Source organism: Microbacterium sp. P03 (assembly GCF_043556235.1).
In the GTDB taxonomy this organism is placed as follows: Bacteria; Actinomycetota; Actinomycetes; order Actinomycetales; family Microbacteriaceae; genus Microbacterium.
Map to the genome: position 1 here is coordinate 158,554 of NZ_JBIGIM010000003.1, position 14,648 is coordinate 173,201.

Sequence of the window (14,648 nt, forward strand, 5' to 3'; positions counted from 1 at the left end):
CCTCCAACAGTGTCAGCCCACGGGAGCGACGTCGACCGCGACCCGCAGGGTTGACTTCTTCGCCTTCGAAAAGATGATCCCCTTGACCGGTGACACGTCGCCGTAGTCCCGACCCCAGGCGACCGTCACATAACGGTCGTTCGCCCACTGGTTGTTCGTCGGGTCGATCGCCAGCCACTCGTTGGACGTGGGCAGCCAGACCGCGAGCCAGGCGTGCGAGGCATCCGCCCCCACCACGCGGGGCTTTCCCGCCAGCGGCCGCGTGGCGAGGTAACCGCTCACATAACGGGCGGCCACACCGTTTCCGCGCAGGCACGCGAGCGCGACGTGCGCGAAGTCCTGGCAGACCCCGGCCCGCTCGCGCATCGCGTCCGCGACCGTGCTGGTGACCGTCGTCGCCTTCGTGTCGTAGTCGAAGTCGCGGTAGATGCGCTGCATGAGGTCGGTGGCGGCCTCGCCGATCGGACGCCCGGGCGTGAGGGATTCCGCCCCGTACGCCGTCGCCTCGGCCAGGTGGGCCACTTTCGGCGACTCGAGCGCGAACTCCACCGCCGCCCACGCGTGCGGGGTCGCGGGGTGAAGGAGCGGGCGGGCCTGCTCCCACGGAGTCGCCAGCGCGTCGTCCTCGTAGCGCGGCGTCATGACCGACACGTCGCTCGTGGCCTCGATAGTGAGCTGCTTGTGCCGCTCGAGCACGTGGAAGTAGGTCACGGAATTGCCGAAGTAGTCCTCGTCCGGCGCGACATCCGCCGGCAACGGGGTGACCGCGACCGCGACATCCGCCACCTCCTGCCACGGCAGTGTGCGCGGCTGCAGGTGATAGAGCCCCAGGCTGTCGCTCACCTTGCCGTCGTAGGAGTACACGGTCTGGTGGGTCACGCGGTACTTCATGCGCGCACCCCCGTCTCCTCGACGAGCGACAGCGACGAGATCAGCTGCGGCAGCGGGCCACCGGCGAAGTGCAGGTCGGCGATCGACTGTGCCAGCTGGCGCAGCGACGCCGCGGTCTCGAGGAGGAACAGCTCCAGCGCCGGACGGGATTGCCCGGATGCGGTGACCATCGCTGCGATGTCGGCGCTGTTCAGCGCGTCGGCGAGGTCCTGCCGGAGTCGCTCAGGACGCGTCGAGCCGGTGGAGTCGGGGAGCGCCGAAAGGTGCACGCGCAGCTGCTCGAGCGAGAAGCCGAGGGACCGCGGGTTGTCGAGGTCGGTCAGCAGCAGATCGAACACGCTCGCGACCCGCCCGTAGCCGCGGTAGCGCCGACGATGGGTGACGAGGCTCTCGGACGCGACGAGCACTCCGTCCAGAACCTCCCGGTTCGCGGCACTCCCGCGGCGCGTGGTCGTGGTCGCGGCCAGGAGGGTGCACAGCTGCATCGACCGCTCGAGGTAGCGCCCCGCCTCGATCATGTGCCAGCCGGTGTCGCGGATCATGTTCGCCGTGACGCCCTGGAAGGACAGGATGCCGGTCAGCGCCCTGCCCGCGAACTCGGCGATGTGCGGACTGTGGCCCGACTCGCGGACCCCGAGCAGAGCCCGGTCGGTGAGGCCGAAGACCCGCCACGTATCGCTCGACATCTGGTCACGGACGCCTTCGAGCGCGGTGCGGAGGGCGGCCAGCGACTGCGCGGCCGAGCCGCGCCGGTCGGCGTCGACGATGAGGGAGCGCAGCTCCGCCTCGGGGTCGAGCCAGCGGCGCCCCGCGAGCCGTTCGGTCGCGCCGAGGAGGACCGGCACGACGTCGCCGTCGACGCCCCTGCGCTGCTCGAGATGGGCGTGGGTGGTGACGACGAGCCGCAGCAGGTCTTCGGCCCGCTCGGCGTAGCGTCCGGCCCAGAACATGTCTTCGAGCGCGCGCGGCGCGAGCGCCGGGATCGAGGGGACGAGCGTGAGGGGCGTGACGGCCGACAGGCCCTGGTCGGCGTCCTCCGGGTCCGCCTTGATCACCCAGACGTCCTTCGTCAGCGGCACTCCGGCCTCGTCGAACAGCGTCGCCATGCCGCCCATCATCGGCCGGTAGACCGACCGGTGCCGCACCGTGAACGTGCGGAGGATCATCGATCGCGGATGCACGCGCTGACCCTCCCCCCACGTCGGCGCCTGCGACAGCGGCAGACGTTCGAGCCCGACGTACCGGTACGGCTCAGCGAGGATGCGGGCGCGCAGCTCGTCGGGGCCCATGACCGTCGCCGCAGCACCGGCGCCGTCCACGACCTCGGCGGCGACACCCGTGGCGACGTCCGACGCGGAGGTCGCGGCATCCGGCCCCACGACATCCGGCCGCGCCGCTCCGGCGAGCGCACCGTCGATCGTGCGGACGATGACCGACTGCGGGTCGGTCTCGAGGCGGTGCAGCACCTCGGCCACGCCCGTCGGGTCGCCGCACCACCATGCCGTCGTCGACGGGATGCGCAGCTGCTCGCCGAGGAGCCGCTCGCTGAGCGCGGGGAGGAACGGCAGCAGCGCCGGGTTCTCGAGCACGCCCGCGCCCAGCCCGTTGACGACACGCACGCGGCCGCGGCGCACCGCCTCGACCAGACCGGCGACACCGAGGCGGGAGTTGCCGCGCAGCTCGAGGGGATCGCTGTACGGGGCGTCCACCCGCCGCAGGATGACGTCGACGCGATCGGCGGGGGCGGCCTTCGGCCACCGCGGCGGCTTGATCCAGACCGCGCCGTCGCGGACGACCAGGTCGCTGCCCTGGACCAGCGGGAACCCGAGCATGTGGGCGATGAAACCCTGGTCGTAGGACGTCTCGGAATGCGTGCCGGGGCTCAGGACCACGACGCGCGGGTTGGGGTTGTCGGGCTCGGCGCATCCGAGCAGCGCGTCGCGGAGCGCGGCGAAGTACGGGTCGAGGCGGTGCAGCTCGGCGTCCTGATAGAGCTCGGGCAGCAGGCGGGCGATGACGCGTCGGTTGGCCATCGCGTATCCGAGGCCCGACGGCGCCTGCACGCGGTCGGCGAGGACGCGCCACTCTCCGTCGGCGTCGCGACCGAGGTCGGTCGCCGACAGCAGCAGCGGGTGGGCGTCCACAGCGCTCGGCCGCGCCACCGCGCGGATGAATCCGGGATGCCCCACGATGACCGACGCCGGGATCGCGCCGTCGGCGAGCAGCCGTTGCGCGCCGTAGACGTCGGCGAGCACGGCGTTCAGCAGCTCGGCGCGCTGCGCAAGACCGGTCTCGAGCCGTCGCCAGCTCGCGGCATCCAGCACCAGCGGCATCGGATCGAGACGCCACGGACGCGGGCCGTCGTCGGGATGGCCGTAGGTCACGCCGTCGTCGACGAGCGACCTCGCGATCTCCTCCTCGAGGCGCCGCAGCTCCTCGGAGGTGAGGTTCGCGGCCGTCGAGCCGATGCCCTTCCACGCCGCACGCAGGGCTCCGTCGGGTCCGATGACCTCGTCGTAGCGCGCGCCCGACATGCCGCCGTTCCCCGGAGAGATCGGCAGCGTCGGCTGCGTCAGCGCAGCGGCGTAGTCGCGGAGCAGGGTCACGCCGGGGGAACCCTCCGAAGGTCGAGCGTGTGCGGGTAGTCGATCGTAGCCGCGCGTCGCGCGCGATCGTGCATCGCGGCGATGTCGAGGGCACCCGAGGTGTGGCCCCGGGGCTCGAATCGCCCGGCCCGCCGCGCTTCGGCCTCTTTCGCGTTGATCGGCGGCCGGTCGTACGAGCGTCCGCCCGGGTGCACCACGTGATAGGTCGCCCCGCCGAGGCTCACGGCCGAGTCGATGTCGACGATGTCGAACACCAGCGGCGCGTGCGCTTCGATCGAAGGGTGCAGCGCCGACCACGGCTGCCAGGCGCGATAGCGCACCCCAGCGTAGTACTCGCCGAGGTGTCCGGTCGGCGTGAGGGGCACAGGTACACCCTGGCATGTCACCAGCTGGCGGTTCACGTCGACGCCGCGCACGGTGACCTGGATGCGCTCCACCGACGAGTCGACGTAGCGCGCCGTGCCGCCGGCCTTGGTCTCCTCGCCGAGCACGTGCCACGGCTCGATGGCCTGTCGCAGCTCGAGCTCCATGGCCTCGCCCGAGGGCCCCGCGATCCGCGTCATGCCGATCCGCGGGAACCGGAACTCCACGAACGGATCGAGCCAGCTCTCCTCGAACGCGATGCCGTGGGCACGGAGGTCGTGCACGACCTGCGCGATGTCGTCGTGCGCGCCGTGCGGCAGCAGGAAGTCTTCGTGCAGACGGGTTCCCCAGCGCACGAGAGGAGCATCGAGCGGCTTCTCCCAGAACATCGCGACGAGGCTGCGCACGAGCAGCGCCTGCACGAGCGCGAGTTCGGCGTGCGGCGGCATCTCGAACCCACGCAGCTCGAGCAGTCCGAGGCGGCCGCGGCTGCTGTCGGGGCTGTAGAGCTTGTCGATGCAGAACTCGGCCCGGTGCGTGTTGCCGGTCAGGTCGGTCAGCAGGTGCCGCAGCGCGCGGTCGACCAGCCACGGCAGCGGGTGCTCGTCATCCTCCGCGCGGGCCATCCCTGCCAGACGGTGCACCTCCTGGATCGCGATCTCCATCTCGTAGACGGCTTCGGGGCGGCCCTCGTCGAAGCGCGGCGCCTGGCTCGTCGGGCCGATGAACCGCCCCGAGAAGAGATAGGACAGGCTCGGATGCCGCTGCCAGTAGGTGACGAGGCTCGTGAGCAGGTCCGGCCGCCGCAGCAGGGGCGAATCGATGGGCTGGCTGCCGCCCAGCGTGATGTGGTTGCCGCCGCCCGTGCCGGTGTGCAGACCGTCGAGGTCGAACTTCTCGGTCGCGAGGCGGCTCTGCCGCGCTTCTTCGTAGAGCGTCACCGTCAGGTCGCGCTGGTCGGCCCACGACGAGGTGGGCTGCACGTTCACCTCGATCACACCGGGATCGGGCGTCACGATCAGCTGGGTGATCCTCGCGTCGTTCGGAGGGCCGTAGCCCTCGAGCACGATCGGCACCGCGACATCCGCCGCCCCGATCTCGACCACCTTGAGCAGCGCCGTGTACGCCTCGAGCGTCGTGGTGGGCGGGAGGTAGACGCGGACGAACCCGTCGCGGCCCTCGAACGTGAGGGCGGTGGTCTTGGCGCCGTCGGGATCGACGATCGCGACCGACGGCACGCGCGGATAGAGGGGCGGGCCGGCTTCGAGATACGACGGCTCCCCGGGCTGCTCCGGATCCACCCATGACACCGAGTCCAGCGGCAGTCGCAGCCCGATCGAGCTGGTCCCCTGCCGCAGTACGAGCCGGCCGCGGCGGAAGCGCCAGGACGGGCTCGTCCACTCGTCCTCGGTGGTCAGCGGCAGCACCCACCCCGTCGGTTCCACGACGGCGGCATCCATCCCGACGAGCCCCTCCGCATCGGGATCCTCGCCCGGCGCGGGGCCTTCGGGCTTGCGGACTTCGGCCGCGAGCTCTGCCAGCGGGTCCTCGAACGCGGGGAGCAGCTGCCCGTCGGGCAGGCCGAGCACCTCCGTGACACGGCGGGCGAGCGCCCGGGCCAGCGCCGGTGCCCCCGGGGTCGGCTCATCGCTCCACGGATCGGCGAACAGGTCGGGGTTCGACCACAGCCGCACGCCGTCGGTGCGCCACTGCAGTGCGATGTTCCAGCGCGGGAGCCGCTCGCCCGGGTACCACTTGCCGTCGCCGCGATGCACGACGCCGCCCTGCGCGTAGGTTCTCCGCAGCCGTCCGGCGAGGACGTTCGCCAGCTCTCGCTTGTGCTCGCCGTCTGCGGCGGTGTTCCATTCCTTCGCCGTGGCATCGTCCAGCGCGACGAACGTGGGCTCGCCGCCCATCGTGAGGCGCACGTCACCCGCCCGGAGTCGCTCGTCGACGCTCTCGCCGAGCGCGTCGATGCGCTCCCACTGCGCGGATGTGTAGGGCTTCGTGGTGCGCGGGTCCTCGTGGATGCGCCGCACCTCGTTGTGGAAGTCGAAGCGCACCTCGACCGGCTCCGTCCCGCCCTCGATGGCCGCGGCCGTGCTCGGGTGCGGTGTCGCGCTGAGCGGAATGTGGCCCTCCCCGGCGAAGAGCGCGCTGGTGGCATCCATTCCGATCCAGCCGGCCCCCGGCACGTACACCTCGGCCCAGGCGTGCAGGTCGGTGAAGTCCTCCTCGGGACCGCTCGGCCCGTCGAGCGACTTCTGATCGGCCGCCAGCTGCACGAGGTAGCCCGAGACGAAGCGGGCGGCGAGCCCGTACTTCCGCAGCAGGCTGACCAGCAGCCAGGCGCTGTCACGGCAGGATCCGATGCCGATCCGCAGCGTCTCGTCAGGGCTCTGCACCCCCGGCTCCATGCGCACGTCGTACGCGACGGCGCCGGTGACGGCGGCGTTCAGATCAGCCAGGAACGTCACCGTCGCCACACCGTCGGCCGGCAGCGGCGGCAGACCCTGCATCCACGCTCCGGCATCGTCGCTGTCCTGCACCGGCGAGAGATAGGGAGCGAGATCTGCCGCGAGCTCGGGCGTGTAGTGGAACGGGAAGCGCTCGGCGTACTCCTCGATGAAGAAGTCGAACGGGTTGATCACCATCATGTCGGCGACCAGTCCGACCGTGATCTCGAGGTGGCTCACCTTCTCGGGGAAGACGATGCGTGCCACCCAGTTGCCGAACGGGTCCTGCTGCCAGTTGAGGAAGTGGTTCTTCGGCGAGATGTCGAGCGAATACGCCTCGATCGGCGTGCGCGCATGCGGAGCCGGCCTCAAGCGCACGAGGTGCGGGTGCACCGTCACCGGACGTGCGAACTCGTAACTCGTGTAGTGCTCGAGAGCGACCTTGATCGACATGGCCTAAGCCTGTCCTACAACTGTTGCGCGTGGGTTACGCGCGCGCCGGGCCCCCCGCGTCGTCCTTCGCGGGTCGTTCGTCGGCCCGTGCGGCGGCCTGGTCGCCGGTATCGAGCAGCTGAGTGGGGATCAGGCCCGTCCCCTCGGCCTCCGGGTGCACGAGGGCGGCCGCAGCCGGGCCCCGGACGGCATCGGATGCCCCGATCGCAGGGTCGGAGGCGTGTTCTCTGCGCATCTCCTCGGTGTTCAGCAGCAGGTTCAGCAGGATCGCGACGATCGCACCCGCGCTGATTCCCGAGTCGAAGATGAGGGTGAACCAGTCCGGGAAGCGGTCGTAGATCGTGGGAGCGACCGTCGGCAGCAAGGCGACGCCGACCGAGATCGCCACGATGAGCACGTTGCGATTGTTGAACCTGACCTTCGCCAGCGTGCGGATCCCGGATGCCGCGACCATGCCGAACAGCGCGATCCCGGCGCCGCCCAGCACGGCGCGGGGAACGCCCTCGACGATCGCCGAGACCTTGGGGATGAGCCCCAGTACCACGAGGATCGCGCCGGCCATCGTGGCGACGTACCTCGAGCGCACACCCGTGAGCGAGACGAGCCCGACGTTCTGCGCGAACGCCGTGTACGGGAACGTGTTGAAGATCCCGCCGAGCACCGTGCCGAGGCCGTCGGCGCGGAGGCCGTCGGCGAGCTGACGGCGCGTGACCGGCTTGTCGACGATCTCCCCCACCGCGATCATGTCGCCGGTGGTCTCGGTCATGATCACGATGCCGACGATCAGCATCGACACGATCGAGGCGATCTCGAACGTCGGCAGGCCGAAGTGGAAGGGGGTGACGACCGCGAACCAGCCGGCCTCGGCGACGCCCGACCAGTCGACCATTCCGGGGACGAAGAGCGCGACGATCGTGCCGAGCACGAGGCTCAGCAGCACGGACGTGCGGGCCAGCGCGGGCGGTCCGAACCGCTCGATCAGGATGATGAAGGCCACCGTCCCGGCGGCGAAGGCGATGTTCACCGGCGGCGCGCCCGGCTCCTCCGGAGTCGAGCCGGTCATGATCCAGCCGGCGGCGACCCTCATCAGCGACAGCCCGATGATGAGGATGACGGTGCCGGTGACGATCGGCGGGAAGAACCGCAGCAGCTGGGCGAAGAACGGCGCGATCAGGATCATGAACAGTCCGCAGGCGATCACCGAACCGAAGACCGCGGTGATGCCGTGCTGCGTGCCGATCGCGATCATCGGACCGACCGCGGCGAATGTCACGCCCTGCATGAGCGGCAGTCGCACCCCGAAGCGCCAGAAGCCGACCGACTGGACGATGGTGGCGATGCCGGCGATGAACAGGTCGGCACTGATCAGGAAGGCGAGGTCCTGAGCGGAGTACCCGAGTGCGCCGCCGACGATGAGCGGAACCGCGACCGCGCCGGCGTACAGCGCCAGCACGTGCTGCAGCCCGAGGGGGAACAGGCGCGCGAGGGGCGGGACGCCGTCGACGGTGTTGTCGTCCGGGCGCTTGCCCTTCTTCTTGCGGGAGGTGTCGCCGGTCGGCGGTCGCTCGGTGGTGGACATCGGTGGCTCCTCTGGATAATGGAGCGCACCCGAACGGGCCACGCCCTCGCCTGGAAGTGAAGCTAGAGCTTCCCGGCGCGCGGGCGCCACCTCCGGCGCCGACCGTCGCGCAGGATTTACGGCGGCGTTACGTGGCGGCAATTCGGGGAAACCAGAATCGCTCTCGCCGCCGTCTCGAGCGGCGCTACTTGGAGGCTCCACCGTGACGATCCACCGCGGGCACCTCCTGCACATCACCGGGTCGCCGACGCTCGTGGCGGCCGCCGGGTCGCTGGTGTCGGTGCCGGACGGCGCCCTGGTCGTCGACGACCAGGGATCGATCGCGTACTCCGGGGCGTGGGCGGACGTGCCTGACGAGTGGGCCGGCCACGACGTGCGGGAGACGAGCGGATACCTCGTACCCGGCTTCGTCGACACGCACCTGCACTACCCGCAGACCTTCACCACCGACGCCTTCGGCGGAGGCCAACTGCTCGAATGGCTGGAGCGCTGCGTGTTCCCGGCCGAGACCCGACTCGCCGACCCCGACCACGCCCGGCTCGTCGCCGCCGAGTTCACACGGCGGCGCGCCGCGGTCGGGACGACGGCGGCGATGGTGTTCGGCTCGGCGTTCCCCGGGGCGCAGGACGCGCTGTTCGAGGCGGGCCTGGCGGCCGGGCTGCGCACGGTCAGCGGTCGCGGCATCCAGACCATCGGCCCGTCCTCGGCGGCCGCCCTGATCACCGACGATGACACGGCGATCGGGCTCACGCGCGACGAGATCGCGCGCTGGCACGGCCGGGATGCGGTCGGGCGCGTCGATCCTCGCCGCGCCCTCACGCAGGTGGCGGTGGTGCCGCGGTTCAGCCTCTCGGTGACCACCGAGACGCTGGCGAGACTGGGCGACCTGTACGCCGACGTGCGCGCGCAGGGCATCTACTTCCACTCGCACCTCAATGAGAACGACCGCCCCGGCGACGGGGAGATCGCCGCGGTGCGCGACGTGTACGGCGTGCACTCCTACCTCGACACCTACGACGGCCTGTTCCTGCCGGGATCGCGGCGGGGCGGCGAGAGCCTGCTCGGGCGGCGCAGCATCCTCGCGCACGCCGTGCACTGCCAGGACGGCGAACTGCACCGTCTGGCCGAGACCGGATCGTCGATCGCGCACTGCCCGACGTCGCAGCTGTTCCTCGGAAGCGGGACGATGCCGTGGCGACGCACGATCGCGTCGGGGGTGACCGTGGCGATCGGGTCCGACATCGGCGGCGGCGACGAGTGGCTGATCCCGCGCGTGCTCAACGACTGCTACAAGGTGCACATGGGCGAGGAGAGCCTGCTGGCGAGCGCGCTACACCCCGCCCAGCTGCTGTTCCTCGGCACGCTCGCCGGAGCCCGCGCGCTGGACCAGGAAGAGGTGTTCGGCAACCTCGACGCCGGCAAGGAGGCCGACTTCGTCGTGATCGAGCCCGGCGCCCAGGCGGGGTTCGAGCAGACCCTGCACCTCGCGCGCGAGCAGGGGCCGGCTGCCGAGCTCTTCACCCTGCTGATGGGCATGCGAGAGGCATCCGTCGTCGAGGTCTACGTCCGCGGCCGGCGAGTGATCGCCGGATGATCAACCGGGCCTGACTCAGCCGAGCAGATGGCGCAGGTAGCGTCCGGGCGACTCGAGGTACGAGCGCCAGTGCTGCACGAGCTCGAGGTCTTCCCACGCGGTGGGCCGCATGCCCCACGGACCGACCTCGAGGATGTGGGCTCCGGGCAGCGCCGCGAGTACGGGCGAGTGGGTCGCGCAGAGCACCTGGCCGCGCTCGGCGACGATGCGATCGAGCACCGCGATGAGCGTGAGGGTCGACGAGAAGGACAGGGCTGCCTCCGGTTCGTCGAGACAGTAGAAGCCGGGACCGTCGAAGCGCGTGTCGAGGATCGCCAGGAAGGACTCGCCGTGGCTCATCTCGTGGAACGCCGGTTCCGGGCCGTCGCCGGGGTTCGCCTCGAGGTAGGTGTAGAACGAGTGCATCGTCTCAGCGCGCAGGAAGAAGCCCCACCGGCTGCTGCCGACCCCGCGCTGCACGCGCAGCCAGTCCGACAGCGGCGATTCGGTCGGCCGTGTGCTGTGTCTCGCCGAGGCGGACCCGCCCTCGGGCGAGAAGCCGTAGGCGAGGGCGACACCCTCGAGGATCGTCGATTTGCCCGAGCCGTTCTCGCCGACGAGGAACGTCACGCCCGGCGCGAGATCGATCCCCTCGCGCAGGAACTGCGCGACCGCCGGGATCGTCGCCGGCCAGGCGCCGTGGTCGATCTCGGCTTCGGGGCGCGCCTGCACCGCGACGACCGGGGGCTGGGTGAAGCGCACGACGGCAGTCTGCCAGGGAGGTGCGACCTCCGCTCGCGCCGGCCGACGCCGGCCGCCGGCGCCTGAAGGTGCCCCTGGCGTCCCCCGGCGTCCCCCGCCGTCCCCCGGCGTCCCGAACTTCTGCAGAGCGCGCTGACCACCTCGGTCGGGCCGCACACTTCCGCGGGCGGCCGCGGCAGAGTCCGCCGAATTGCAGAAGTCCGGGACGCGCCGCGATTCGGAGCGCACCCAGGTCGGCTCACGCCAGGAAGACCGCGCGCACGTCGGGGACGAGCGCGCGACCGCCCAGGGCCTCGATCTCCATCAGCACGGAGGTTCCGGCGACGATCCCGCCGATCGCGGCGAGCAGCTCGTGGGCTGCGGCGAGGGTGCCGCCGGTGGCCAGGACGTCGTCCACCAATAGCACGCGGGTGCCGGGCTCGATGTCGTCGTGCACCTCGATGGTGGCCTCGGCGTATTCGAGGGAGAAGGCGACGGACGCCGCGGGCCGGGGCAGCTTGCCGGCTTTGCGGATCGGCACGAGGCCGACCTCTGCGGCGACGGCGATGGCACCGGCGAGCAGGAACCCGCGCGCCTCGACTCCGGCCACCACATCGAAGGTGCCGGCGAACGGCTCGATCATGGCGTCGATGACGGCTCGGTGGGCCGCGGCATCCGCGAGGAGCGGGGTGATGTCGCGGAACAGCACCCCCGGCTCCGGGTAGTCGGGGATGGTGGTGATGAGCGCCTCGGCGCGGTGCAGGGCTTCGGGTGTCGGCACGCGCCCACCCTACCGGGGGGCGATGGAAGCGCTTGCACCCATGCAAGCGCTTCCATTACGCTCGTTGGATGACTTCGCTCGACCTCTCCCCCTCCGGCCTCACCGCGCCCGGCACCTCCAGCACCCCCGGCTCCGAGTGGTGGCGCTCCGCGGTGATCTACCAGATCTATCCCCGCTCGTTCGCCGACCAGAGCGGGGACGGCATCGGCGACCTGCCCGGCGTGACGGCGCACCTCGACGATCTCGCCGAGCTCGGCGTCGACGCCATCTGGCTGAGCCCGTTCATGGTCTCGCCGCAGAAGGATGCCGGCTACGACGTCGCGGACTACTGCGATGTCGACCCGCTCTTCGGCACGCTGGGCGACTTCGACGACATGCTCGACGCCGCCCATCGCCGCGACATCCGCGTCATCATCGATCTCGTCCCGAACCACTCGTCCGACCAGCACGAGTGGTTCCAGCAGGCTCTCGCCGCCCCGGCGGGCAGCCCCGAGCGGGCGCGCTACATGTTCCGCGACGGCAAGGGCGTCGACGGGGCCACGCCGCCGAACAACTGGGACTCGGTCTTCGGCGGTTCGGCGTGGACGCGCGTCACGGAACCCGACGGCACGCCCGGCCAGTGGTACCTGCACCTGTTCGACGAGAGCCAGCCCGACTTCGACTGGTCCAACCCCGTCGTGCACGAGGAGTTCCGTCGCATCCTGCGGTTCTGGCTCGACCGCGGCGTCGACGGCTTCCGCGTGGATGTCGCGCACGGCCTGGTCAAGGCCGACGACCTACCCGATTACCACGCGCCGGAGGACGGTGACTCGATGGGCGGCAACGAGCGCAACGTGCCGTACTGGGGCCAGGACGGCGTGCACGACATCTACCGCGATTGGCACGGTGTGCTCGCCGAGTACGAGGGCGATCGCGCCCTGTGCGGCGAGGCGTGGATGCCGACCGTGGCCGAGATGGCCAAGTGGGTGCGGCCCGACGAGATGCAGCAGACGTTCAACTTCGCCTATCTCGTGAGCGACTGGAAGGCCAAGAAGCAGCGTCGGGTGATCCGCGAGTCGATCGAGGGCTTCGGCGCGGTCGGCGCGCCCAGTACCTGGGTGCTGTCGAACCACGACGTCGTGCGGCACGCCTCCCGACTCGCGCTGACCGCCGCGAGCCCGCAGGGCCAGGGCATCGGACCGGACTCCCCCGGCAAGCCGATCCCCGAGCTGGGTCTCCGGCGCGCGCGGGCCGCGACCGCGCTCATGCTCGCGCTCCCGGGCGGCGCCTATCTGTACCAGGGCGAGGAGCTCGGACTGCCAGAAGTGATCGAGCTCCCCGATGAGGTGCGTCAGGATCCGACCTGGTTCCGCACCGCCGGCGAGCGCTACGGACGGGACGGATGCCGCGTCCCGCTGCCCTGGAACGCGGACGAGCCCGCCTTCGGGTTCAACGCCACGGGCGCCGCATGGCTGCCGCAGCCCGCAGAATGGGCGGAGCTCGCCCACGACGCGCAGACCGCGGACGAGGCATCCACTCTCTCGCTCTACCGGCTGGCCCTGCGGACGCGACGTCGATACGGCCTCGGCCGCGGCGAGCTCGAGTGGCTGAGCGGCTACCGGCGCAAAGTGGTCGCGTTCCGCAACGGCGAGGTCACGGTGCTCACCAACTTCGGCCGCCGACCCGTGGTGCTGCCCGACGGCGCCCGCGTGCTGCTGGCGAGCGAGCCCCTCGAGAACGGGGCCGTGCCGCAGGACGTGACGGTCTGGCTGGTCGCGGACTGACCCCGGCATGAGCTCGATCGACGACGTCGCCCGCCTCGCGGGGGTCTCGACGGCGACGGTCTCGCGCGCCCTGAGCGGCCGGGGACCCGTCGCCGCGGACACCCGCGACCGCGTGGAGGCGGCCGCGGCCCGGCTCGGCTACGTCGTCTCGTCGTCGGCGTCGAGCCTGGCGTCCGGGCGCACGCGCAACATCGGTGTCATGGTGCCGCTGCTGGACATGTGGTTCTTCTCGACGGTGCTGAGCGGCATCACGGCCACGCTCATGCAGAGCGGCTACGACATCACGCTGTACAACCTGACGATCGACCGCGACGAGCGGGAGCGCATCTTCGACACGTTCCTGCGACGGCAGCGGGTCGACGGTGTGATCCTCATCGCCATCACGCTCGACGAACGTGAGAGCGCGCGCCTGCGCGAGCTCGACCTGCCCGTGGTGGCCATCGGCGGTCCGAGCGCCGCGGCGACCGTCGCGGCGACGACCCTCACGGTCGATGACGTCGCCGTCGGCCGTCTCGCCACGGAGCACCTGCTCGAGCAGGGGCATCGGGTGATCGCCCACATCGGGGCCGACGGCAGCGGCGACCGGCACCACGTGCCGACCCTGCGCCGCCGGGGGTTCGAGGAGGCGCTGGCGGATGCCTCGATCCCGGTGCGTCCCGAGCTCGTGGTGTCGACCGACTTCACTCTGCAGGGCGGCGCCGATGCCACACGCCTGCTGCTCGACGGCGGCGGCACCGGTGTCGCCCCGACGGCGATCTTCGCGGCCTCCGACGAACTCGCGGTCGGCGCACTGACGGCCGCGCGCGAGCGGGGCGTCCGGGTGCCCGAAGACCTCTCGGTCGTCGGAGTGGACGGTTCGGAGCTCGGTGCGTTCTTCCGGCTCACGACGGTCGACCAGTTCCCGCTCGGCCAGGGGGAGCGGGCGGCGACGACGATGCTCGCGGAGCTCGAGGTATCCGACGACCGGACGCCTCAGCCCGGCGAGACCCTGCCGTTCGAGCTCGTCGTGCGGGGCAGCACCGCGCCGCCCGCGCGCTGACGTACGTCCGTCGCGCGCACCTGTCAAGGCCCCCGACGACGGGCGGTCACGTCCGTACCTTCGGGAACATGGACACCAACGGCACGCAACCGACCGACGCCAACGGCGCGGACACGTTTCCCCACACCGGCCTCCCCGAAGCCGATTCCGTGCGGAAGGACACGACGTACGGGCCGGGCAGCGAGCGCGAGACCGAGGCGAAGCAGAACGACCCGCTGCCGGACGGTGTGGACGACGACATCGACCCCGACGACGTGCGCGCCGTGCCCGGGACCGGCGGCCCCGACGATGTCGGCGATGTCGACGTCGATCCGGCCGACCTCAATCTGCCGTTCCGCGAGTAACGCCCTCCGCGGCGCGCCGAGAGGTCCCCACCTTCTGCAGGGTGTGACGGGTGGCACCA

Annotated in this window: 10 protein-coding genes; 4 read left to right on the top strand and 6 right to left on the bottom strand. The window is 71.2% G+C overall.

Annotation, left to right across the window (positions count from 1 at the left end; genetic code table 11):
* Positions 1-12 precede the first annotated feature (12 nt).
* The 4 genes from ACFXOO_RS10385 to ACFXOO_RS10400 are packed head-to-tail and all read right to left on the bottom strand — an operon-like array spanning position 13 to position 8,348.
* Positions 13-891, bottom strand: a complete 879-nt coding sequence (locus ACFXOO_RS10385) for a transglutaminase N-terminal domain-containing protein (RefSeq protein ID WP_394563469.1) — start codon at positions 889-891, stop codon at positions 13-15.
* On the bottom strand, positions 888-3,497 hold the full coding sequence (locus ACFXOO_RS10390; protein ID WP_378842397.1) for a circularly permuted type 2 ATP-grasp protein: 2,610 nt from the start codon (positions 3,495-3,497) through the stop codon (positions 888-890). Before ACFXOO_RS10390 ends, ACFXOO_RS10385 begins: the two co-directional genes overlap by 4 nt.
* A complete protein-coding gene (locus ACFXOO_RS10395) occupies positions 3,494-6,769 on the bottom strand; it encodes a DUF2126 domain-containing protein (protein ID WP_394563470.1) in 3,276 nt (1,091 codons plus the stop codon). Before ACFXOO_RS10395 ends, ACFXOO_RS10390 begins: the two co-directional genes overlap by 4 nt.
* Before the next feature lie 34 nt (positions 6,770-6,803).
* Positions 6,804-8,348 (bottom strand): nucleobase:cation symporter-2 family protein, encoded by a 1,545-nt coding sequence (locus ACFXOO_RS10400; RefSeq protein ID WP_394563471.1) that lies wholly within the window; start codon positions 8,346-8,348, stop codon positions 6,804-6,806.
* A 202-nt stretch (positions 8,349-8,550) separates the two neighbouring features.
* On the opposite strand from ACFXOO_RS10400, the gene ACFXOO_RS10405 reads away from it, so the two are divergent.
* Entirely contained in the window at positions 8,551-9,942 is a 1,392-nt protein-coding gene (locus tag ACFXOO_RS10405) for an amidohydrolase family protein (RefSeq protein WP_378842391.1), read from the top strand.
* Positions 9,943-9,957: 15 nt separating this feature from the next.
* Here ACFXOO_RS10405 and ACFXOO_RS10410 read toward each other — a convergent pair whose 3' ends face one another.
* Positions 9,958-10,683 carry an AAA family ATPase gene (locus tag ACFXOO_RS10410; protein ID WP_378842389.1) on the bottom strand — a complete coding sequence of 242 codons (726 nt, stop codon included), beginning with the start codon at positions 10,681-10,683 and terminating at the stop codon, positions 9,958-9,960.
* Between the two features lie 238 nt (positions 10,684-10,921).
* A complete protein-coding gene (locus ACFXOO_RS10415) occupies positions 10,922-11,443 on the bottom strand; it encodes an adenine phosphoribosyltransferase (protein WP_394563472.1) in 522 nt (173 codons plus the stop codon).
* Positions 11,444-11,511: 68 nt separating this feature from the next.
* Here ACFXOO_RS10415 and ACFXOO_RS10420 point away from each other — a divergent pair, with 68 nt between their 5' ends.
* From ACFXOO_RS10420 to ACFXOO_RS10430, 3 genes are all read left to right on the top strand, one after another.
* Positions 11,512-13,206, top strand: a complete 1,695-nt coding sequence (locus ACFXOO_RS10420; RefSeq protein WP_394563473.1) for a glycoside hydrolase family 13 protein — start codon at positions 11,512-11,514, stop codon at positions 13,204-13,206.
* Positions 13,207-13,213: 7 nt separating this feature from the next.
* Positions 13,214-14,245, top strand: coding sequence for a LacI family DNA-binding transcriptional regulator (locus ACFXOO_RS10425; RefSeq protein WP_394563474.1), 1,032 nt, complete (start codon positions 13,214-13,216; stop codon positions 14,243-14,245).
* 68 nt (positions 14,246-14,313) lie between these two features.
* The gene (locus ACFXOO_RS10430) at positions 14,314-14,589 is read left to right on the top strand and encodes a hypothetical protein (protein WP_378842381.1); all 276 of its coding nucleotides are present in this window, start codon (positions 14,314-14,316) and stop codon (positions 14,587-14,589) included.
* The last annotated feature ends 59 nt before the right edge of the window (positions 14,590-14,648 follow it).

Excerpts from the sequence above, each read along its gene's own strand:
- ACFXOO_RS10385 (WP_394563469.1), bottom strand. The coding sequence starts at position 891 with ATGAAGTACCGCGTGACCCACCAGACCGTGTACTCCTACGACGGCAAG.
- ACFXOO_RS10395 (WP_394563470.1), bottom strand. The coding sequence starts at position 6,769 with ATGTCGATCAAGGTCGCTCTCGAGCACTACACGAGTTACGAGTTCGCA.
- ACFXOO_RS10400 (WP_394563471.1), bottom strand. The coding sequence starts at position 8,348 with ATGTCCACCACCGAGCGACCGCCGACCGGCGACACCTCCCGCAAGAAG.
- ACFXOO_RS10420 (WP_394563473.1), top strand. The coding sequence starts at position 11,512 with ATGACTTCGCTCGACCTCTCCCCCTCCGGCCTCACCGCGCCCGGCACC.
- ACFXOO_RS10425 (WP_394563474.1), top strand. The coding sequence starts at position 13,214 with ATGAGCTCGATCGACGACGTCGCCCGCCTCGCGGGGGTCTCGACGGCG.
- ACFXOO_RS10430 (WP_378842381.1), top strand. The coding sequence starts at position 14,314 with ATGGACACCAACGGCACGCAACCGACCGACGCCAACGGCGCGGACACG.